At 71.9% G+C, this 20,420-nt stretch carries 20 protein-coding genes and 1 pseudogene; 9 read left to right on the forward strand and 12 right to left on the reverse strand.

Annotation, left to right across the window (positions count from 1 at the left end; translation table 11 throughout):
- Positions 1-114: 114 nt before the first annotated feature.
- The 6 genes from KUM44_RS37595 to KUM44_RS37620 form a co-directional block, all read right to left on the reverse strand.
- Positions 115-837: a metallophosphoesterase gene (locus tag KUM44_RS37595; RefSeq protein WP_217214254.1), complete on the reverse strand. Its 723-nt coding sequence runs from the start codon at positions 835-837 to the stop codon at positions 115-117.
- Positions 834-1,121, reverse strand: a complete 288-nt coding sequence (locus KUM44_RS37600) for a BON domain-containing protein (RefSeq protein WP_217214255.1) — start codon at positions 1,119-1,121, stop codon at positions 834-836. Before KUM44_RS37600 ends, KUM44_RS37595 begins: the two co-directional genes overlap by 4 nt.
- Positions 1,118-1,813, reverse strand: coding sequence for a hypothetical protein (locus KUM44_RS37605; RefSeq protein ID WP_217214256.1), 696 nt, complete (start codon positions 1,811-1,813; stop codon positions 1,118-1,120). Before KUM44_RS37605 ends, KUM44_RS37600 begins: the two co-directional genes overlap by 4 nt.
- A gap of 218 nt (positions 1,814-2,031) precedes the next feature.
- On the reverse strand, positions 2,032-3,138 hold the full coding sequence (locus KUM44_RS37610) for an FAD-dependent oxidoreductase (protein ID WP_217214257.1): 1,107 nt from the start codon (positions 3,136-3,138) through the stop codon (positions 2,032-2,034).
- A gap of 249 nt (positions 3,139-3,387) precedes the next feature.
- Positions 3,388-5,601, reverse strand: coding sequence for a catalase/peroxidase HPI (gene katG, locus KUM44_RS37615; protein WP_217214258.1), 2,214 nt, complete (start codon positions 5,599-5,601; stop codon positions 3,388-3,390).
- Positions 5,602-5,625: 24 nt separating this feature from the next.
- Positions 5,626-6,075, reverse strand: a complete 450-nt coding sequence (locus tag KUM44_RS37620; RefSeq protein WP_217214259.1) for a Fur family transcriptional regulator — start codon at positions 6,073-6,075, stop codon at positions 5,626-5,628.
- A 186-nt stretch (positions 6,076-6,261) separates the two neighbouring features.
- On the opposite strand from KUM44_RS37620, the gene KUM44_RS37625 reads away from it, so the two are divergent.
- Positions 6,262-7,638, forward strand: coding sequence for an alpha-lytic protease prodomain-containing protein (locus tag KUM44_RS37625; RefSeq protein ID WP_217214260.1), 1,377 nt, complete (start codon positions 6,262-6,264; stop codon positions 7,636-7,638).
- A gap of 101 nt (positions 7,639-7,739) precedes the next feature.
- Here the strand turns inward: KUM44_RS37625 and KUM44_RS37630 are convergent, their stop codons facing one another.
- Genes KUM44_RS37630 through KUM44_RS37650 form a run of 5 tightly spaced genes read right to left on the reverse strand, consistent with a single transcriptional unit; the run spans position 7,740 to position 11,601 of the window.
- Positions 7,740-8,828 (reverse strand): serine hydrolase, encoded by a 1,089-nt coding sequence (locus KUM44_RS37630; RefSeq protein WP_217214261.1) that lies wholly within the window; start codon positions 8,826-8,828, stop codon positions 7,740-7,742.
- Entirely contained in the window at positions 8,825-9,745 is a 921-nt protein-coding gene (locus KUM44_RS37635; protein WP_217214262.1) for a hypothetical protein, read from the reverse strand. The genes KUM44_RS37630 and KUM44_RS37635 overlap by 4 nt, the downstream gene beginning before the upstream one ends.
- The gene (locus KUM44_RS37640) at positions 9,742-10,686 is read right to left on the reverse strand and encodes a hypothetical protein (RefSeq protein ID WP_217214263.1); all 945 of its coding nucleotides are present in this window, start codon (positions 10,684-10,686) and stop codon (positions 9,742-9,744) included. The genes KUM44_RS37635 and KUM44_RS37640 overlap by 4 nt, the downstream gene beginning before the upstream one ends.
- The gene (locus KUM44_RS37645; protein WP_217214264.1) at positions 10,683-11,393 is read right to left on the reverse strand and encodes a hypothetical protein; all 711 of its coding nucleotides are present in this window, start codon (positions 11,391-11,393) and stop codon (positions 10,683-10,685) included. Before KUM44_RS37645 ends, KUM44_RS37640 begins: the two co-directional genes overlap by 4 nt.
- Positions 11,394-11,415: 22 nt before the next feature.
- The gene (locus KUM44_RS37650; protein ID WP_217214265.1) at positions 11,416-11,601 is read right to left on the reverse strand and encodes a hypothetical protein; all 186 of its coding nucleotides are present in this window, start codon (positions 11,599-11,601) and stop codon (positions 11,416-11,418) included.
- A 338-nt stretch (positions 11,602-11,939) separates the two neighbouring features.
- Between KUM44_RS37650 and KUM44_RS37655 the strand changes: the two genes are divergently transcribed.
- The 5 genes from KUM44_RS37655 to KUM44_RS37675 are packed head-to-tail and all read left to right on the forward strand — an operon-like array spanning position 11,940 to position 15,993.
- Positions 11,940-12,413: a carboxymuconolactone decarboxylase family protein gene (locus KUM44_RS37655; RefSeq protein ID WP_217214266.1), complete on the forward strand. Its 474-nt coding sequence runs from the start codon at positions 11,940-11,942 to the stop codon at positions 12,411-12,413.
- A 15-nt stretch (positions 12,414-12,428) separates the two neighbouring features.
- Positions 12,429-13,340 (forward strand): patatin-like phospholipase family protein, encoded by a 912-nt coding sequence (locus KUM44_RS37660; protein ID WP_217214267.1) that lies wholly within the window; start codon positions 12,429-12,431, stop codon positions 13,338-13,340.
- Entirely contained in the window at positions 13,337-14,563 is a 1,227-nt protein-coding gene (locus tag KUM44_RS37665) for a macrolide family glycosyltransferase (RefSeq protein WP_217214268.1), read from the forward strand. The genes KUM44_RS37660 and KUM44_RS37665 overlap by 4 nt, the downstream gene beginning before the upstream one ends.
- A 3-nt stretch (positions 14,564-14,566) precedes the next feature.
- Positions 14,567-15,049 (forward strand): hypothetical protein, encoded by a 483-nt coding sequence (locus tag KUM44_RS37670; RefSeq protein ID WP_217214269.1) that lies wholly within the window; start codon positions 14,567-14,569, stop codon positions 15,047-15,049.
- Entirely contained in the window at positions 15,046-15,993 is a 948-nt protein-coding gene (locus KUM44_RS37675) for a hypothetical protein (RefSeq protein ID WP_217214270.1), read from the forward strand. The genes KUM44_RS37670 and KUM44_RS37675 overlap by 4 nt, the downstream gene beginning before the upstream one ends.
- Before the next feature lie 66 nt (positions 15,994-16,059).
- Here the strand turns inward: KUM44_RS37675 and KUM44_RS37680 are convergent, their stop codons facing one another.
- Entirely contained in the window at positions 16,060-16,971 is a 912-nt protein-coding gene (locus KUM44_RS37680) for a UTP--glucose-1-phosphate uridylyltransferase (RefSeq protein ID WP_217214271.1), read from the reverse strand.
- A 159-nt stretch (positions 16,972-17,130) separates the two neighbouring features.
- Between KUM44_RS37680 and KUM44_RS37685 the strand changes: the two genes are divergently transcribed.
- The 3 genes and pseudogenes from KUM44_RS37685 (at position 17,131) to KUM44_RS37695 (ending at position 20,364) form a co-directional block, all read left to right on the forward strand.
- Complete coding sequence (locus KUM44_RS37685) at positions 17,131-18,027, forward strand: RNA polymerase sigma-70 factor (RefSeq protein ID WP_217214272.1); 897 nt, start codon at positions 17,131-17,133, stop codon at positions 18,025-18,027.
- Between the two features lie 94 nt (positions 18,028-18,121).
- Positions 18,122-18,386: pseudogene (locus tag KUM44_RS37690) on the forward strand (peroxiredoxin); the annotation flags it as partial.
- A gap of 277 nt (positions 18,387-18,663) precedes the next feature.
- Positions 18,664-20,364 carry an FAD-binding protein gene (locus KUM44_RS37695; RefSeq protein WP_217214351.1) on the forward strand — a complete coding sequence of 567 codons (1,701 nt, stop codon included), beginning with the start codon at positions 18,664-18,666 and terminating at the stop codon, positions 20,362-20,364.
- The last annotated feature ends 56 nt before the right edge of the window (positions 20,365-20,420 follow it).

The raw sequence follows: 20,420 nt of genomic DNA on the forward strand, positions 1-20,420 counted from the left end.
GTCCGAGGTACTTGCGGGCACGGAATCCCTCAAACGGTAGCCCGGCACCCCGTCCGGCCGACATGCCTGCGGCGCCGCGAGCGACGTGGCTTCGCCCACACCGGGAGGGCGGGTTCAGCGCGCCAGGTGGTAGACGTGGAACGCCCGCCCGATGACCGGCTGGGCGACGTTGCGGACCTTCACGCCGCCGCTGGTCATGCCGTGCTCCGTGCCGAGGTGGGCGTGGCCGTGGACGGCGAGGTCGGCGCCCGCCGTGTCGATCGCCTCGGCGAGCAGGTAGCTGCCGAGGAAGGGGTAGATCTCGGGTGGTTCGCCGGCCAGGGTGTCGGGCACCGGGGAGAAGTGGGTGAGGGCGACGCGTACGTCGCAGTCCTGGTCCCGGAGTTCCTCCAGGGAGGCCCGCAGGGTGTCGGCGCGGTGCCGCGAGTACCGGACGAACTCCCTCATGATCGGCTCGCCGAACTCGCCGGCGCACCGGCCCACGAACCCGCCGCCGAAGCCCTTGGTGCCGGCCACGCCGATGCGCGCGCCGCCGTTGTCCACGACGGTGGCCTGGCCTTCGAGGACCCGCGCGCCCGCGTCCTGGAGCACGGCGGTGACCTCCTCTGCGCAGTCGGCGTGGTGGTCGTGGTTGCCGAGGACCGCGACCACGGGAACCGCGAGGTCCTTGATCTCCCGTGCGACGACCTGGGCCTCCTCGGGAGTGCCGTGCCGGGTGAGGTCCCCGGCGAGCAGCAGGACGTCGGCGCTCTCGTGCAGGGTCTCGAACGAGGGACGGAGCACGCCCTGGCTCTCGGGACCCATGTGGATGTCCCCGACGGCCGCGATCCGGATCATTCGACCTCCTCGGCATGGTCGGGCGCGGCGTTGTCCGCGACCACGATGTCGCAGTGGACCGGGTGTCCCAGCAGCTCCGCGCGGGCGCTGTGCAGGACGTCGTCGCGGCACTGTGCGGACGGCACCGTGCCGGTCAGCAGGACCGCCTCGCCGCGGATCTCGATGCGCACCCCCAGCTCACCGAGCGGGCCGGCGGCCAGGTGGTCGGTGAGATGGGCCACGAGGTAGTCGAGGTTCTGTGCACCGCCCGCGCTCCGGGCGGGCCGGGTGCCGTGGCGGCTCATCGGTGCTCCTCCCGTGCGGAGATCACGTTCAGCCGCTCCAGGAGGAAGAAGAACGCGGCGGGCATCGGCTCGTCCCCGCAGGAGCGTCGTACGTCCTCCCAGTCGACCTTCTCGCGCAGGGCGCGGGCCGCGGCGAGCACCGGCCCGAAGTCGCAGTAGTGCTCGGAGAACGCCTGGATCAGCCCGCGGATGAGATCGGTCGGCGCGAGTACGGGCATGAGCACCGAGTCGACCGGGATCTCCGGTGCCCGGGCCAGGAGGTCGGTGGTGACCGGGCGGTGGGCCATCTCGAAGAGGAGGTCGACGTCCTGGCCGAAGCAGGTCGTCTTGATCAGCCAGTCCTCCGGTGGCGTACGGACCGTGAGACCGGCTTCGGCCAGCGTGTCCGACACAGCCTCGGCGTCGGAGCGGAGCACGCAGAAGTCGGCGTCGTGCTGAAGGTGACCGCTCCCGCCATGGGCGTACACGGCCACGCTGCCGGCCAGCGCGAAGGTGTGCCCCTTGCGTTTCAGCAGCGCGCCGACCTGCTTGGCCGCCTCGAGGATCGCCTGACTGCGGTCCCGGGGCAGTTCCTGGCTGTTCAGCGGGCGCGGTTCCCGCGAGGTCGGCTCGACCGGGCTGTCCCCGACCGGGCGCAGCTCGGGAAATCCAGTTCGCCCGGCGGGCGGCGCGCTCTCCCGGTTCTGCGTCATCACGACTCCGTTCGCCGCACGGAGATCCGGTGCGAGCCCGGGCGGGCTCGGCAGACGCACCGAGTACCCGGCGCGGCCGGTTTCGACTCGGCTGCGCTTCGGCGCGCTCTGAAGGGGCGCGGGGCCGTATCGAAATGCGGCTCCGCCGCGTGGGGGCGCCAAGCCACGACGGCGCCGCAGACGAAAGACGACGTGCCGCGGCCCACCCAGCGGAGCGCCTACGCCGCCGTGTAGCCGAGCTGGCGCCTCATGTAGGGCGTCATGAGGGTCTTGGCCTTGGCCAGGGTGGTGGTACGGCCGCCGAGGACCGCGGTCTCGCCGCCCGGCACCGGCAGCATCGTCACCCCGTCGGCGGAGCCGAACGGGACGATGAGCGGGGTGCGGTGGATCGGCCGGTAGAAGCGTGGCTCCTTGCGGTGCTTCCCGGCGCTGTTCAGGTAGGCGCGGATGTTGTGGGCGGCCAGGTCGGCCTGGGCGAGCGCGGCCGGGGTGATCTTGACCTCGGTGGCGTCGTTGACGTCGCCGACCGCGAACACGTCCAGCCATCCCTGGACCCGCAGGGCCCGGTCGACCTTGACGTGGCCGGATGCGTTCAGCCAGTCGCCGTGCCCGGCCAGCCGCAGCCAGAGCGTGTTGGGTGTGGTGCCGGTCGCCCAGAAGGAGCGGTCGGCCTCGATGACGTTGCCGCGGGCGTCGCGATAGGTGCCGAAGTCGTTGCCGGGGGACATGAAGGCGTCCAGCCGCACGTCGACGCCGTGCGCCTCCAGCCAGCCGCGCGCCTTGCGGCCGGCCCGCACGCTGCCCGTGGCGTGCAGAAGTTCGGGCCCGGAGTGGGCGAGCGTGACCCGGGCGTCCGGCCGGGCGAGACGGATCTCGGCGCTGAGCTCGACTCCGGAGGGGCCGCCACCGACAATCAGGACGTGTTCGGCGGCGGCGATGTGCTGCTGGTGCGTGGCGAAGGCCTTCGCGGCTTCCTCGGCGGTGGTGCCGGTGAAGCGGGCGGGTTCGGGGTAGTCGGCGCCGGTCGCGATCACCAGGACGTCGTAGGGGAGCCGCTCCCCCGTCGCGAGCACGACCTGGCGCTCGGTGGTGTCGATGCGGACGGCCTTGCCGACGGCCACGCGGCCGTTGCGCAGCAGGCGGTCGTACGGGATGAAGGCGCTGTGCGACCACTCCCGGCGCACGCCGGCGCGCAGGGAGGCGATGCGGTGGAAGAAGACCTCCTTGCGGTCCACCAGCGTGACCCGTGCCGTGGTGTCCAGTCGCTTCGCGAGACGGACGCCGGCGTAGCCGCCGCCGATCACCACTACGTCGCCGTCGAGCACGCCGCGTCTCCTGTGCTGGTGGGAGGAAGGAGGGGCGAGTGGCGCGGCGGGCGGGCCGCCGACGGCCACTCGGCCACACTTGGCCACTCCCCGTTCGGCGAGCCTAGCGCTTGAAACATAAAGAATTGATGGGGCTCGGTGTGCGTTCTGTGAAGGGTGCGCGCTGCGGGGTGCCGGCACATGGCAAACGTCCAGGCCGACCCGTGCGGGCCGGCCTGGACGTTCTGTGCGGGGTGGATCAGACGCGGATCAGACGAGGTCGAACCGGTCCAGGTCCATGACCTTGGCCCACGCCGCGACGAAGTCGTTCACGAACTTCGCCTTCGCGTCGTCGCTCGCGTAGACCTCGGCGAGGGCGCGCAGCTCGGAGTTGGAGCCGAAGACCAGGTCGGCACGGGTGCCGGTCCACTTGACCTCGCCGGAGGCGTCACGGCCCTCGAACGTGGTCTGGTCGGCGGACGTGGACTTCCAGGTCGTACCCAGGTCGAGCAGGTTGACGAAGAAGTCGTTGGTCAGCTTGCCCGGGGTCTCGGTGAGGACACCGTGCTGCGAGCCGCCCTGGTTGGCGCCGAGGACGCGCAGGCCGCCGACGAGGACGGTCAGCTCGGGGGCGCTCAGGGTGAGCAGGTTGGCGCGGTCGAGCAGCAGGTACTCGGCCGGCAGGCGGTTGCCCTTGCCGAGGTAGTTGCGGAAGCCGTCCGCGGTCGGCTCCAGCGCGGCGAAGGACTCCGGGTCGGTGTGCTCCTCGGTCGCGTCCACACGGCCCGTCGTGACGGGGACGGTCACGTCGAAGCCGGCGTCCTTGGCGGCCTTCTCGACCGCGGCGGCACCGCCGATGACGATCAGGTCGGCCAGGGAGACCTTCTTGGCACCGGAGTTGAACTCGCCCTGGACGCCCTCGAGGACGCGCAGGACCTGGGCGAGCTCGTCCGGGTCGTTGACCTCCCAGCCGCGCTGCGGCTCCAGGCGGATACGGGCGCCGTTGGCACCGCCGCGCTTGTCGCTGCCGCGGAACGTCGACGCCGACGCCCACGCGGTGGACACGAGCTGCGAGACCGTGAGGCCGGAGGCGAGCAGCTTGGCCTTGAGCGCCGTCACGTCGGCGGCGTCGATGGCCTCGCCCTCGGCCTGCGGCAGCGGGTCCTGCCACAGCAGCGTCTCCGCCGGGACCTCGGGGCCGAGGTACAGGGACTTCGGGCCCAGGTCACGGTGGGTCAGCTTGTACCAGGCGCGGGCGAAGGCGTCCGCGAACTCGGCCGGGTTCTCGTGGAAGCGCTTGGAGATCGGGCCGTAGATCGGGTCGAAGCGCAGCGAGAGGTCCGTGGTGAGCATGGTCGGACGGCGCTTCTTCGACGCGTCGTGCGCGTCCGGGATGATCTCCTCGGAGTCCTTGGCCACCCACTGGTTGGCGCCGGCCGGGCTCTGGGTGAGCTCCCACTCGTAGCCGAAGAGGATGTCGAAGAAGTCGTTGCTCCACTGGGTGGGCTTGGTGGTCCAGGTCACCTCGAGGCCGGAGGTGATGGCGTCGCCGCCCTTGCCCGTGCCGTAGGTGGACTTCCAGCCCAGGCCCTGCTCCTCCATGGAGGCGGCCTCGGGGTCGTTGCCCACGTGGTCGGCCGGGCCGGCGCCGTGGGTCTTGCCGAAGGTGTGGCCACCGGCGATGAGGGCGACGGTCTCCTCGTCGTTCATCGCCATCCGGCGGAACGTCTCGCGGATGTCGCGGGCCGCGGCGATCGGGTCCGGGTTGCCGTTCGGGCCCTCCGGGTTGACGTAGATCAGGCCCATCTGGACGGCGCCGAGCGGGTTCTCCAGCTCACGGTCGCCGGTGTAGCGCTGGTCGTCGAGCCAGGTGGTCTCGGGGCCCCAGTAGACGTCCTCGTCGGCCTCCCAGACGTCGGCGCGGCCGCCACCGAAGCCGAAGGTCTCGAAGCCCATCTGCTCCAGCGCGACGTTGCCCGTGAGGATCATGAGGTCGGCCCAGGAGATGGACTGGCCGTACTTCTTCTTGACCGGCCACAGCAGACGGCGGGCCTTGTCGAGGTTGCCGTTGTCCGGCCAGCTGTTCAGCGGGGCGAAGCGCTGCTGACCGCGGCCGCCACCGCCGCGGCCGTCGCTGATGCGGTAGGTACCGGCACTGTGCCAGGCCATCCGGACCATCAGCGGGCCGTAGTTGCCGAAGTCGGCGGGCCACCAGTCCTGCGAGGTGGTCAGCACCTCGGCGATGTCCCGTTTGACGGCCGCCAGGTCCAGGGCCTGGAACGCCTCGGCGTAGTCGAACTCCGCGCCGAGGGGGTTCGCGACCACGGGGTCCTTGGCGAGGATCTTCAGGTTGAGCCGCTCCGGCCACCACTGACGGTTGCCGCCGCCCTGCGTCGGGTGGGGGGCGCGACCGTGCGCGACGGGGCAGCCGCCGGTGCCCTCCGTCTTCGCGTCGGTGACGATCGCATCGGGGTTCTCAGCCATGGGAAACCTTCCGGACTAGGTGGATCACAGTGCTCGGGGTGCACTGCCGGCAGTGGAACAGTCGGGGCACAGGCCCCAGTAGATGACCTCGGCCTCGTCGATGGCGAAGCCGTGGTCGTCGGACGCGGTCAGACAGGGCGCCTCGCCGACCTCACAGTCGACGTCGGCGACGACACCGCACGACCGGCACACGATGTGGTGGTGGTTGTCGCCGACCCGCCCCTCGAACCGGGCCGGACTGCCGGCCGGTTCGATACGGCGGATGAGTCCCGCCGCGCTGAGTGCGTGGAGGCCCTCGTACACCGCTTGCAGGGAGACATGACCTACGCGATCACGCACCCCCGAGGCGATGGCCTCGACACCGAGGTGGTCACCGGCCCGGACGGCTTCCAGCAGCGCGACTCGCGCCGCCGTCACCCGCAGGCCGGCACCGCGGAGCTCCTCGGCGGGGGTCGGAGTCTGGGATGCGGTCATGGCAGACAACCTACCTTGCTAAACACGAATGATTCAAGAAAACGAATGATGAAGCTTTGACGGCCTCGCATACACCTCTCCGCACCCCCCAAAGCGCGAAAAATCATCTTTTCCGACATCGAGTCATGCCTTTCTGTCAAGGCCTGGATTGGTCGCAATCCCCTGTACTCGATGGAGGTACCTCGCATGCTCGGCAGACATACCGCGGCTGGCCGCCGCACCGCCCTGACCGTTTTCGGCGCCCTCGTCCTCAGCGGCGTCACCTCGGCCGCGGCGGCCGGGCCGCCCCCCGCGCCGGTGCCCGCGTCCACCGCCGCGCAGACCCTCGGTGCCGACCGGCCGTCCGCGGCGGTGCTGCGGGCGCTGGAACGTGACCTCAAGCTGAAGCCTGGGCAGGCGGCCGAACGGCTGGTCAACGAGGCGGAGGCGGGCGCCCGGGCCGGCCGGCTCCGCAACTCCCTGGGCGAGCGCTTCGCGGGTGCCTGGCTGCGGGGGACGACCGCCGCCGAGCTCACCGTCGCGACCACGCGCGCCTCCGACGTGTCCGCCATCCGCGCCCAGGGCGCGAAGGCCGCGGTCGTCAAGCGGACGCTGAGCGAGCTGCGGGCCGTCAAGGAGAAGCTGGACAAGGCAGCCGACCGGGTCAAGACGCGCGACACACCGGTCTGGTACGTCGACGTACCGACGAACCGGGTCGTCGTGCAGGCGACCAAGCGGTCGGCCGCCACCGCCTTCATCAAGACCGCCGGTGTCCAGGACGAGGGCGTCGGGATCCGGGTGTCGGCGCAGCGGCCGCGGCTGCTGGCGGACCTGGTCGGCGGGCAGGCCTACTACATCGAGGGCACCGCCCGCTGCTCCATCGGCTTCTCCGTCACCAAGGGCGACCAGCAGGGCTTCGCCTCGGCGGGCCACTGCGGCAACCAGGGCGACTCGACCACCGGCTCCAACATGGCCGCGCAGGGCACCTTCCAGGCCTCCACGTTCCCCGGCAAGGACATGTCCTGGGTCGGCGTCAACAGCGACTGGACCGCCACGGCCGACGTGGAGGGCGAGGACGGCGAGCGCACGCAGGTCACCGGCTCGGTCCAGGCGCTCGTCGGGGCGTCGATCTGCCGCTCGGGGTCCACCACCGGTTGGCACTGCGGCACCGTCGAGCAGCACGACACGAGTGTCAGCTACTCCCAGGGCACCGTGGACGGCGTCACCGAGACGACGGTGTGCGCCGAGCCGGGCGACTCCGGCGGGCCCTACCTCTCGGGGTCCCAGGCCCAGGGCGTGACCTCGGGCGGCTCGGGTGACTGCACGGACGGCGGTACCACCTTCTACCAGCCGATCAACCCGATCCTCAACGACTTCGGCCTGGTCCTGAAGACCGCCGCCGCCCAGAAGGGCGCTCCCGCTCCGCAGGACAACGGGGCCGCCGACACCTGGTCCGCGGGCCGCGTCTACGAGGTCGGCGCCACGGTGACCCACGCCGGCGTGCGCTACCAGTGCCTCCAGACGCACCAGGCGCAGGGCAGGTGGTCGCCGGTCGCCACTCCGGCGCTGTGGCAGAAGGTGTAGGCGGGTCGCAGGAGTCGTACGGCGTGCGGTGCGGGGGCACTGCCCCCGCACCGTCCTCCCAGCCTCGCCCCGCCCCGCCCACCCTCTACCGTCCCTCCGCGCTACTCCTCGGCCAGGAACGCGTACGCGGTCGCGACGAACGGGTCGTGCGCGCGGAAGCGGCGCGTGCACAGCGCGACCAGGGCCGTGCCCGTGTCGGGCCGGAAGCCCAGGAAGGCCTGCTGGCCGAGGGTGGCGCCGCCGTGGAAGTACATCGGGCCGCCGTCCGTGGGGTGCCGGAACCACGCCATCGTGTGCACGTGCCGGTGCCCCAGGCCGCGTCTCAGGACGGGCGTGCGCACCGCCCGCAGCGCGTCGGCACACGGGGTGCCGGCCGGGTCGAGGTGGGCTTCGAGGAAGGTGAGCAGGTCGTGCGGGGTGGCGCGGACGGCACCGGCCGCCTCGAAGCCACCGGTGTCGAAGGCGAGGGTGGGGGTGTGTCCGTCCTTGCCGTGCCCGACGGCGTCGGTCTTCGGGTCCTCCGCGCGCAGGGCCGTACCGCTGAGGCCGAGGGGGCGCAGCAACTGTGCGGCGAGGAGTTCCTCCCAGGCCGTGCCGGTCGCCGCCGCGAGCGCGTGGCCGAGTACGGCGACGCCGAAGTTGGAGTAGTGCCACCGGGTGCCGGGCCGGTGCCGCGGGCGGTGCCGCAGGAAGGCGTCGGTGACCCGGTCGGCCGGATAGCGGCCGTAGGGGTTGGTGCGCCAGGCGGGGAGCGCCCGTACGTAGAAGTCGGCCGGCAGGCCGGGCAGTCCGGCCGTGTGGGTGATGAGGTGGGCCAGCGTCACGGGGGCCGTGTCGGCGCGCCGGCCCGGTGCCAGGCAGGCGGCGGCCGACTCGCCCCCGGTCAGCAGGCCGCGCTGGATGAGCCGGGCCAGCAGCAGTCCGGTGAACGCCTTCGTGGCCGAACCGATCTCGTAGCGCAGGTCCTGTCGGGCGACGGGCGGGGGCGCGGCGGTGCCGCCGCAGTGGAGTGTGCGGCGGCCGTGCCGGGAGACCGCGAAGACGGCGTCGGGTGCGTCGACGGCGTCGACGGCACGCTCCAGACGCTCCCTCAGCGTGTCGTCCAGGATGTCGTCGCCGGGCGGGCCGTCCGGCCGGGTCTGCTCGATGTCGTCGGCGACGCCCGGCCAGGGCAGGGACCGGCCGCTCATGAGGCGACGTGGGTCAGCTCGGTCAGGGCACGAGAGGTCGCCAGCACGGAGGCGAAGGCCGCGACCAGCGTCGGGTGGTAGATCATGTCGAACAGTTCGTCCGGTTCGCCCTGCGGCATCTCGCGCACGGCGGGCATGGCGCCGTCGGCCTGCTGTGCGGCGGCGAAGCCCTCCCAGGCCCGTTCGTCCAGGGTGGGCCGGGGCAGACAGGCGTCGACGACGAGGAGTTCGCCGAGCAGGTCCCAGCGCTTCAGGTCCAGCCAGTCGTCGATCCAGACCGGCAGCCACATGGCGAGGTAGTCGGCGATGTCGGGCGGCAGGCCGTCGGGGTGCTCGCCCCAGTCCGTGAGGTGGAACACCGTGTGGGTGACGTCGTAGGCGATGTGCCCGCTGACCGTCCAGGGCTCGGGTGTGCGGCCCAGCCAGGTGGAGCCGACGATGTCCGCCTCGGGCGTGGAGGGCGTGAGGCCGAACCGGCGCTGGAACGCGGAGAGTCCGAGGCGCCGCGTCGGGTCCAGTTCGAGGGCGGCCCAGCTGTTCAGCCGGTGGTAGAGGACGGTGGCGCGCTCCACCTCGGGCTCGCTGTACCCCAGTTCCTTGTATGGCAGGTACACCTCGAACGGGATCGGCGAGAGCGGTTCGATGCGCTGGCCGCGGACCAGCATGCGACCGCCGTCCAGGGTGTGCCGCCAGGTGTGGTCGAGGAGTTTGCGCGCCAGCTCGGCCTGCCGTGACCCGGCCACGCCCTCACGGAACAGCACCCGGCAGATCAGGGCCAGTTCGCCGACGGGTTTGAAGCGCTCCAGGAAGCCCACTTCCGGGTCCACGTCGGGTTCCAGTCGGAATCCGTCGCGATGGGCCCACAGCCATTCCAGGGCGCGCACGCCGACGGTGTGCATCAGACGGGTGTCGGTCATCCGGGCACTCCTTCGGCCGCGCGGCTCAGGCAGGTGACGGTCTGGGCCGCCGCGAAGGCGGCCATGAGCGTGGAGTGGTAGCAGTGCAGGAAGTCCGGCTCCGTGCAGGCACCGGCGTCTCCCTGAAAAGCCGCCTGCTGCGGAAGCGCGCCGGAGTCGAGCTGCGCCCGTGCGATCCGGGTCCAGGCGTCCTTGAGGGTCGCTTGATCGGGCGGGGCCGGCAGGCTCGCGGCCACGACCAGCAGTTCGCAGCCCAGGTCCCACATCCCGGCGTCCAGGCAGGTGTCGAGCCAGGGCGGCAACCAGTGCGCCAGATAGGCGGCCAGGTCGGCGGGGACGCCCTCGGGGGTGCGGCCCCAGTCGGTGAGGTGGAAGACGACGTGGGTGAGTGCGTACCCCGAGGAGCGCTCGAACGTCCAGGGTTCCGGCAGGCCGCCCAGCCAGGTGCGCCGCAGCGTCGGTTCGTCCTGCTCCGGCCGGTGGATGCCGCTGCGCCGCTCGGCCTTCAGCACCCCCAGCCGGCGGGTCGGGTCCTGCTCGGTGAGCCGCCAGCCCCGCGTGCGGGCCGTCGTCGCGGCGGCCGCCTCGTATCCGGGATGCCGCAGTCCGGCCGACGCGAAGACGGAGTAGATCTCCAGCGGGTAGGTCGCGAAGGGCTCCAACCGCTGGAGGTGGCGGAACAGTTCGCCCCGGCCCGTCTGCTGCCAGGCGAACCGCAGCAGGTCCGCGGCACACGCGTGCAGCGGGTCCCACGGCGGGCTGTGCGCACGAACGCTCGCACAGGTCTGGGCGAGTTCCCCGAGAGGTTTCCAGGTGGCGTCCACCTGGCCGTCCGCGGTGAGCGCGTCCTCGCCGAGCGCGAAGTCCTCACGGTGCGCGGAGAGCCAGGCGAACGCGGCGATTCCGGCATCCCGGATCCCGCCGACGTCCATGGCCGTCATACGAGGGCTCCGGCCGCCCGCATGACGCGCGCCGCCTGTACCTGGAGGGCGACCCTCGGGTCGTTGCCGCCCATCAGTTCCACGAAGTCCAGCCCCGCTTCGAGGCCGAGGGTCTGCGGGACCCCTTCGATCAGGGTCAGCCAGCGTCCCGCGCCGGCCGCCTGCTGCCAGTCCCTGCGGCGCACCGCCCGTACGAAGCCGCGGGCCACGTCGACCGGCCTGCGCCGGGCGGCGCGGGCGACCGCGCAGTCGTCCCCGGGCACCGCGAGGGGGGCCAGGACGGCGAGTTGGTGGGTCAGAACCTGCCAGGTCGCCTCCTCGAGCCAGGCGGCGTCGGGTTCCGTGAGCTCGTCCGCGCCGGGTGGGCCGGCCAGGGCCGGGTCGAGGCGCACCAGGGTGCGTCTCATCGCCCAGTGGCTCCACCTGACGGCGGGTGCCGCGTCGGCGCGCGGCGGAAAGGCCTCCACCGTGTTCCGGAACGCGGTAAGTGCTCCCGGGGCGGGCGGAGTCGGGAAGAGGACGTGCGGCAGCAGAAGGTCTGCTCCCAACACGCGTACGGCCGCGAGGGCGAAGCTGCCCTCAGGGTCGTCCGCCGCGGCTGTGCCGGACATGCGCACGTGGTCTCCACCCCGCAGGGCGGAGACCACGTCGGTCGCAAGGTCCTGCACCGCGCCCTGCAAGAGGGCCGAAGTGCCTGACTGCTCCATTCACTGCTCCCGTTCGGTCCGCTTAGCCCTTCTTGGGGCGGGGGGTCGGCGGGGACAGCAGCAGCTTCGTGTCCGCGGAGAGCAGCGCCAGGGCGGCGCACTCCCGGCTGTCACGGAAGACACCGTCGGGCTCGGCGGGGTCAAGTGCCGCTTCCAGGTCGGTCCGGACGTGGGTGATCTCTTCGATCGCCTTGTCAACGGAAGGCATATCACCATCTCCTCTGGGGTCAGCCATAGCCTCCACAACCCAGATCACCATATGGCCACAAAAGACGCATCTTTTACCAGAAGGCGACATAGGCACCTGCTTCATCATTCCCGGACTCCTTGGACGCCGCGCGAACAGCGCCCGCAGCGCGGGGCGGTACGGCACCCGGACTGCCGTGATCGGTCAACTCCCCTGCTTCAACGACCAGTTGGATCGGGCTCGGGGTTGCGGCGAGTGCGCACCACTCCTGAGACCCACTTCACACGCGACCTCCTGTCACAGATCGCGGGTCCGCCCGGTCAGTTGGGTGTATCCCGCTCACAGACAAGGAGATCACCGTGGAACCGCGTCTCGACTACTTCGGCCACCCCCTGGCAGGCAAGGTGCTCAGGCACATCAACACGGCCGGCAAGCTGGTCTCGGACTCCACGCTGCCGGAAACGGTCCAGGAACTGGTGAAGATACGCGCGAGCCAGATCAACGGCTGCGGCTTCTGCACCGACATGCACACCAAGGACGCGGCCCAGGCCGGGGAGGCCGCACAGCGCCTCCACCTCGTCGCGGCCTGGCGGGAGGCCAAGGTCTTCACGGAGGCCGAGCGCGCCGCGCTGGAGGTGGCCGAGCAGGGCACCCGTATCGCCGATGCCGCGGGCGGTGTCACCGACGAGGCCTGGCAGAACGCCGCCAAGTACTTCGACGAGGACCAGCTCGTGGCGCTGATCTCCCTGCTCGCCGTCATCAACGCCTACAACCGCATCAACGTCATCAACCAGCAGCCCGCCGGGGACTACCAGCCCGGCCAGTTCGGCTGACCCGGCAGGTGGATCATGGCGACAGGGTTGCACTCCCTCCCCCGTCCCGTCGCCGTCGTCGTGGGCGCCGGCGGGGTGGTCGCAGCGGCGCATGTGGGGGTCGGATACGCGCTGGAGGAGCGCGGATTCAGACCGGACATGATCATCGGGACCTCGGTGGGTGTCCTCAACGGCGCCATCGCGGCCGCCCACCCCGACCGCGCCGCGCCATGGCTGGACCACGTGTGGACCCAGCTGCGTCGGCGCGAGGTGTACCCGCTCGGCTACGTGACCTCACGGGCCAGTGCCTTCACCGACCGCGGACTGCACCGGCTGATCGCCCGGGCCGAACTGCCGTCGCGGATCGAGGAGTTGACGGTCCCGTTCACCGCGGTGGCCATGAACCTGGACACCGGCGCCGCGGCCCTCCTCGACCACGGCGACCTCGAGTCGGCGCTGCCGGCCGGCGCGGCCGTTCCCGGGATGCTGCCCCCGGTGGACCGTGCGGGCCGCACGCTCGTCGACGGCGGGGTGATCGCGTACGTACCGGTCCTGGCCGCCTTGCGGGCCGTTGCGGCGAGCGTGGTGGTGGCGAGCGGGCCGGAGAGCTCGCCGCCCCGTCCCCATGGTCCGCGCCGCAGTGCCGGTGCGACAGCCGCTCGCGCCGGAATGCTGTTGCTGCGCCATCAGATCGAGCGTGACCTGCACGAGGTGGCCCAGCACATCCCGACCGTGGTGCTCCCCACCGGCATCGACGCCTGGCCCGCCCCGTGGGACTTCGGTCATTCCCGGCGGATGATCAGCACCGCCTCCCGGACGGCGGGGCGCTTCCTGGACGGGCTGCGCATCAGTTGGCCGGGCCTGTACCGGGTCGACGGCCCTTCGGCGACGTCCCCCGGTCCGGACGGGACGTCGACTTCTCCTTCCGTACTGGAGGCCGGCCTGTGAGTACCATCGCGTTCCTCAACATCGGCATGCACGGGCACGTCAACCCGACGCTGCCGGTCGTGGCCGAGCTCGTCCGGCGCGGCCACACGGTCACGTACCACACCTCGCCCGCGTTCCGGGCGGAGATCGAGGCCACCGGCGCGACCGTGCGGCTCTACCCCGGGGGCGAGCAGCCGCTCCCCGATCCGCCGACACCGGTCACGCTGCTGGAGTCGCTCGCGAGCACCACCGTCCGGCTGCTGCCGACCGTGCTCGACGACCTGCGCCGGGACCGGCCCGACCTGATCGTCCACGACAGTTCCTGTCTGTGGGGCGCGGTGGCCGCCCGTGAGCTCGGTGTGCCGGCGGCCTCGTCGTTCACCACGTTCGCCTTCGGCCGGCACGTCCCCAGCCCCACCGGCGCTTCGTGGGACCTGTTGGCCGGGGCGTGGGCTCAGCCTCGCAGCGTACGGGGATACGTCCGCTCCCGCCGGGAGCTGCACCGCCGCTTCGACGCGCGGGGCCTGCCCCTGGTCGACCTGCTGAACATCCGCCGGCCGCTCAACCTGGTCTACACCTCACGGGCGTTCCAGCCGGCCGTCGATGACTTCGACGAGACCTACCGTTTCGTCGGCCCGAGCATCGGCGCCCGGCCGGCCGACCCGTCGTTCGAGGCCGGCCGGCTCCGCGACCCGGTGCTGTACGCCTCGCTGGGAACGGTGTTCGGCGCCGACCCGCGGCTGCTGCGGACGTTCGCCGGCGGGCTCGCCCCGCTGGGCGGCACCGTGATCGTCTCGACCGGGCAGACGGACCCGGACGCGCTGGGTCCGTTGCCGGCGAACGTGCTTCCCCTGCGGTTCGTCCCGCAACTCGAAGTGCTGGCCCACGCGGCGCTGTTCGTCACCCATGGCGGGATGAACAGTGTGAACGAGGCCATGCACGCGGGGGTTCCGATGCTGGTGGTCCCGCAGGGCGCCGACCAGCCGATGACCGCCGCCCGCGTCGTCGAGCTCGGCGTCGGTCTGTCCCTCAGGACCGAGGACGTCGCGAAGGGCTCCGTGCGTGCCCTCGCCCGGCGTCTGCTGCACGAGCCCGGCTTCCGGACGGCCGCCGCCACCCTGAAGGCCGCCCAGCACGACGCGGGCGGATACCGGCGGGCCGCCGACGAGCTCGAGCGGTACGTGCGGGCGGCCGGTCCGGTCCGTCCGGCAGAGGTCGCCGTCGATCCGTCGCGGCGGGGCTGAGCGATGTCACTCGTCGTCGTCCTGCTGCTGTTCGCCGGGCTGTCCGAGGCCGCCGGGCGCATCCTGCCGCTGCTGGCGCGCCGGCCCGGCATGTCACGGCGGCTCGTGCCGGGACTGCTGCTGGCTGCCGGGCTCGTCGAGGCCGCCGTGCTGGCGCTGTGGCCGCTGACGGCGTGGACTTTGGCCGAGTTGCTGGTGTCCGCACCCCAGGGCGACGCACTGGAGTGGACACCGGGCCTGGTCGCGCCGCTGGTGCTCGCCGCCGTCCTCGCGTTCCCGCTGCTCGGGCCGCTGCTCCACCTGCTGCTCTTCGTCGGGGTCGGGGCGAGCCTGGCCGAGCCGCTGGCGGACGCGACCGAGCTCGGCTGGTGGGGCGCCGCCGGGTGCGTGGCCGTGGCCGGCGTCGGACTCGGGGTCACCGTCGGAGCCGTTCGGCGCCTGGTCGTGAGGATCAGCGCGCCCCGGACACCGGAGCCGATCGCATGAACGACTTCCTGTTCTGGGCCTGTGTGCTCGGGCCGGTCCTGCTCGCCGAAGGTCTGCTGGCCCGCTACGAGGTGCTGGCCTACGGCGCCGGCTTCCGGTCCCCCACCACCGCGCTCCCCGAGGGCGTGCCCTACGCCCGGGGCGCGGCCGCCGACCGGCCCCCGGGCGCCTACCTGGTCTATCTCGACGGCATCGGCAAGCGCCGGGTCCGGGACACCCGGGACGGCGGTCAGCTGGTGAAGGCCGTGATCGCCGGGGCGCCGGAGCTACGGGTGCTGGGGCAGGTGCAGCCCTACTCGCCGCTGGCCGACCCGCTCGCGGACCGGCCGGTGTGGGCGTGGCTGCGCCGGCACATCGGGCTGCTGCTGTTCCTGCACAACGTCATGCAGGTCTTCGTGGCCGCCGACCACCGCTACCGCCCCCTGTACAACCGGGCCGTCGGCTCCCAGATCGCCACCCAGCTGGAGCTGGCCGGCTACCGGCCCGACAGCGGCATCCCCGTGGTGCTGCTCAGCTACAGCGGCGGCGCCCAGGTCGCCACGGGAGCGGTGCACGAGCTGCACACCCGGTTGCGCTGCCCGGTCGTGGTGATCACGCTCGGCGGGTTCCACAACGGCGCCAACGACCTCACCCATGCCGAGCAGGTGCACCAGCTCACCAGCGCGTACGACCGGATCGAGCGGGTCGGCACCTGGATCTTCCCGCAGCGCTGGCGGCTGCTGCGCCGCAGCGGATGGAACCGTGCCCGCAGCGCCGGGAAGATCACCGTGCACCGGCTGGACCCCGCCACGCATCTCGGCCCGCACAGCTACATCAGCCCGGAGGAACGGCTGCCGGACGGCCGCAGTCACCTCGACCGCACGGCCGGCACCGTGATCGCGCTGATCCGCGCCCGGCAGGGAGCGACCGCGATCACCCCGGCCGACGATCACCCGGCGTCCTGACGCCTCGGCGCGCCCTGAAGCCTCGGCGCGCCCTGAAGCCTCGGCGCGCCCTGAGGCCGCGGATCGCTATGAGGTCGCCGCCTGGTCGTCGTCGAGGCCGGCGACCAGGCCGCGCAGCAGGGGGCCGTACTCCGGGTGGGCGAGGGCGGACGCCATCTGGGCGACCAGGTAGTCGGCCGGGTTGCCGGTGTCGTACCAGCGGCCCTTGATGACCTGCCCGTACACGGCGCGGGTGGCGGCGTAGGCGTTGATGGCGTCGGTCAGATAGACCTCGCCGGTCCGGTGCTCGTACCAGCGGCGGGTCTGCTCGCGCAGTTCGTCGATGATGCCGGGGGTGACGACATAGCCCCCGATCGCCGCGTACGACGACGGGGCGGCGGAGGGCTCGGGCTTCTCGACCAGACCGGTGATACGCAGCTGGCCGTCCCCGAGGTCCTCCTTGACGATGGGCACGCCGTAGCGCTGGGACTCGGTGGGGTCCATCGGCAGAAGGGCCAGCACCGGGCAGCCGGTCTGCTCGTAGGCGCGGATCAGCTGCTGGGCGCGCGGGACCTCGGCCACGAAGACGTCGTCGGGCCACAGCACCAGGACCGGCTCGTCGCCGAAGGAGCGGGCGGCGTTCAGCACCGGGGTGCCGTTGCCGTACGGGCCGTACTGGTCGAGATAGGTGATGTGGCCCTTGCGGGCCAGCTCCGCGACCTCCTCCACGGCGTCGGCGTAGGCCGTCTTGCCATCGGCCCGCAGCTGGTCGACGAGGGCGGGGTTGGGCCGGAAGTGGTCCTGGATGAGGCTCTTGCCGCCGGAGACCACGATGGTGATGTCGGTGATGCCGGAGTCCACCAGCTCGCGCACGGTGTGCTCGATGACCGGCTTGTCACCGACCGGCAGCATCTCCTTCGGCGTCGCCTTCGTCAGCGGCAGCAGCCGGGAGCCGAGCCCGGCTGCGGGAATCACGGCCCTGCGAATGGTCGGGGACATCAGTTCTCTCTCGGTCGGGGTCCACACCGCACCGACGGCCACGGCGCAGGGTCGACGCTACCAACGCCGGCGGCCGGGGGTCTCCGGCCCCTGCGCCCCTCGGGCGGCGATCCCGCCGTACCCGCTTGTAGCCTGGTCGTCCAGGGCTGGAGGACATTCATGCGCGCCGAGGACGACACGGGCTCCCTCGACCGGGCAGCAGGGCAGTTCATGGCGGCTCGCCCTCAGCTGTTCGGCATCGCGTACCGGATCCTGGGCAGTGCGGTGGAGGCCGAGGACATCGTCCAGGAGGCGTGGGTGCGGTGGCAGAACACCGACCGCGCGGGGATCAAGGAACCGGCGGCGTTCCTGGCGACCGTCACCTCCCGTCTGGCGATCAACCTCGCCCAGTCCGCCAGGATGCGGCGCGAGTCGTACACCGGCCCCTGGCTTCCGGAGCCGGTCGACACCCGTGCGGATCCGCAGCTGGGCGCCGAACGGGCCGAGGCGCTGGACCTGGCGGTGCTCCTGCTCCTCGAGAAGCTCAACCCCGTGGAACGGGCCGCCTACGTGCTGCGGGAGGCCTTCGACTACCCGTACCAGCGCATCGCGGACATCCTGGAGACGAACGAGGCCCACACGCGCCAGTTGGTGAGCCGCGCCAGGAAGCACCTGGCGGCGGAGCGAAGGCAGCCGGTCGGCGACGGCGTTCACCGGCGCCTGCTGGAGGTGTTCCTCGACGCGGCCCGGACCGGCAGCCTGTCGGTGCTGGAGGACGTCCTCACGGACGACGTGGTCAGCTACACCGACGGCGGTGGGATGCGCGGGGCGTCCAGGATCCCGGTGGTCGGGCGGCCGCGCGTGGCCAAGTACCTCGCCGCCTTCGCCCCACGGTTCTGGCCTCCGACGGAGGTCCGCTGGGTCGAGGCCAACGGCAGGCCCGCCGTCCTCGTCACGGCCGGGGGCAACCCGGTGGCCCTGCTCTGCGTCGATGTCTCGGCTCGGGGTATCGAACGCATCATGTGGGTCATGAGTCCGGACAAGCTGGCTCCGTACGTGGCGTCGCTGACCGACTGAGTCCGTCCGGGGTCACACGGCCCGTAAAGTGATCGGCTCGGCCGTACGGCTGGGCGGGAGGCGCCCGATGAGGGAGCCGTTCCGGCTTCCCTGACTGTCCACCGAGAAGGACTACACCGGCGAGTCCTTCGCCCCCCGTCTACACCACCAGGGTCACGGTCAGCGGCGGGCCGGCCGGTCACGGGCGCGCCTCGGGGCGGGCGCGCTCGGCCGACGGGATCCTCGATCTCGACCTCCGCGTGCCCGCCGAACTGGGCGGGGGACGGCGGGGGACCAACCCCGAGCAGTTGTTCGCGGCCGGCTTCGCCGCCTGCTTCCACGGCGCCCTGAGCCTGGTGGCACGCCAGGAGGAACTCGACCCCGCCCCGCTCCTGGAGAAGGCCGACTCCCTGTGCACGTAAGCGCGGATGGCATGGGAGGGGACACCGACGCCGATCACGCCGACGTCCTGACGGACCGACCGCGCGACCACGTCGACCGCCTTCGTCCCGCCCTGCGCCGCAGCCGGGCGTGCCACAGGATGAGAGGGCGTCAGCAGCGGACGTTGTCACAGATCCGGCGATCAACCGGTCGTACTCAGTGACAACCCCGTGATCGGAGTACACCGTGGCTCTCACCGAACAACGTCTTTCCACCATGGTGCTGGTGATCGGCACCGGAGGTGCCGGTCTGCGCGCGGCCATCGAACTGGCCGAGGCGGGTGTCGACGTCCTCGCGGTCGGCAAGCGCCCCAAGGAGGACGCCCACACGGCGCTGGCCGCCGGAGGCATCAACGCGGCCCTGGCCACGATGGATCCCGAGGACAGCTGGCAGCAGCACGCGGCGGACACGATCAAGGAGAGCTATCTGCTCGCCGACCCCCGCACCGTGGAGATCGTCACCCAGGGCGCCGCCCGGGGCATCGACGACCTGGAGCGCTACGGCATGGCCTTCGCACGCGAGGAGGACGGCCGTATCTCCCAGCGGTTCTTCGGCGCGCACACGTTCCGGCGGACCGCCTTCGCCGGCGACTACACCGGTCTGGAGATCCAGCGCACGCTCATCCGGCGCGCCCAGCAACTCGACATCCCCGTGCTCGACGGTGTCTACATCACCCGGCTGCTGGTGCACAACGGCGCCGTCTTCGGGGCGTACGGCTTCGACCTCGCGAGCGGGCGGCGCTGTCTGATCCACGCCGACGCGGTCATCCTCGCCGCGGGCGGCCACACGCGCATCTGGCGGCGTACGTCCTCGCGGCGGGACGAGAACACCGGTGACTCCTTCCGGCTGGCCGTGGAGGCCGGGGCCCGGCTGCGGGACGCCGAGCTGGTGCAGTTCCACCCGTCCGGGATCATCGAGCCGGAGAACGCGGCCGGCACCCTCGTCAGCGAGGCCGCACGCGGCGAGGGCGGCATCCTGCGCAACGCCCTCGGGGAACGGTTCATGGCCCGCTACGACCCCGCCCGCATGGAGCTGTCCACCCGTGACCGGGTGGCCCTCGCCTCCTACACGGAGATCAAGGAGGGGCGCGGCACCCCCAAGGGCGGCGTGTGGCTCGACGTCTCCCATCTGCCCCGGCAGACGATCATGAACCGGCTCCCCCGCGTCTACCAGACGATGCTCGACCTCCAGATGCTGGACATCACCCGCGAACCGATCGAGATCGCGCCCACCGCGCACTACTCGATGGGCGGTGTGTGGGTGCGCCCCGAGGACCACAGCACCGATGTGCGGGGGCTGTACGCGATCGGGGAGGCGTCGAGCGGGCTGCACGGGGCCAACCGCCTCGGCGGGAACAGCCTCATCGAGCTGCTGGTCTTCGGCCGTATCACGGGACAGGCGGCCGCCGCCTACACGCAGTCCCTGGCCGTGCAGCACCGCTCGGCGTCGGCCGTCGCCGAGGCCCGCGCCGAGATCGACGACCTGCTCGCGGCGGACGGGCCGGAGAACGTCCGCGCCCTGCAACGCGCCATCCGCAACACCATGACCGAGCACGCCGGCGTCGTGCGCGACGAGGAGGGCCTGCGTACGGGGCTGGCGGAGCTCGCGGTGATCGAGAAGCGGATGGCGGACGTCGGTGTCCACCCGGACATCGCCGGCTTCCAGGACCTCGCGCACGCCTTCGACCTCAAGTCCGCGGCCCTGGCGGCCCGGGCCACCCTCGAAGCGGCATTGGAGCGCCGCGAGAGCCGCGGCTGCCACAACCGCAGCGACTACCCCGGCCTCGATCCCGCTCTGCGCGTGAATCTCGTGTGGTCCCCGGCGACCGGTGTCACCCGCGAGAGCATCCCGGATGTTCCGGACGAGATTTCCGCGCTGATGGCGGACGTCCCGACCGAAGGGAAACTCGTCGAATGACCTGACGGCAGCGTGGGGCGCCTGCGGGAAAGCTCATCGGGTTTCCGCGAGGCACC

This window comes from Streptomyces sp. AC550_RSS872 (genome assembly GCF_019049285.1).
Classification (GTDB): Bacteria; Actinomycetota; Actinomycetes; order Streptomycetales; family Streptomycetaceae; genus Streptomyces.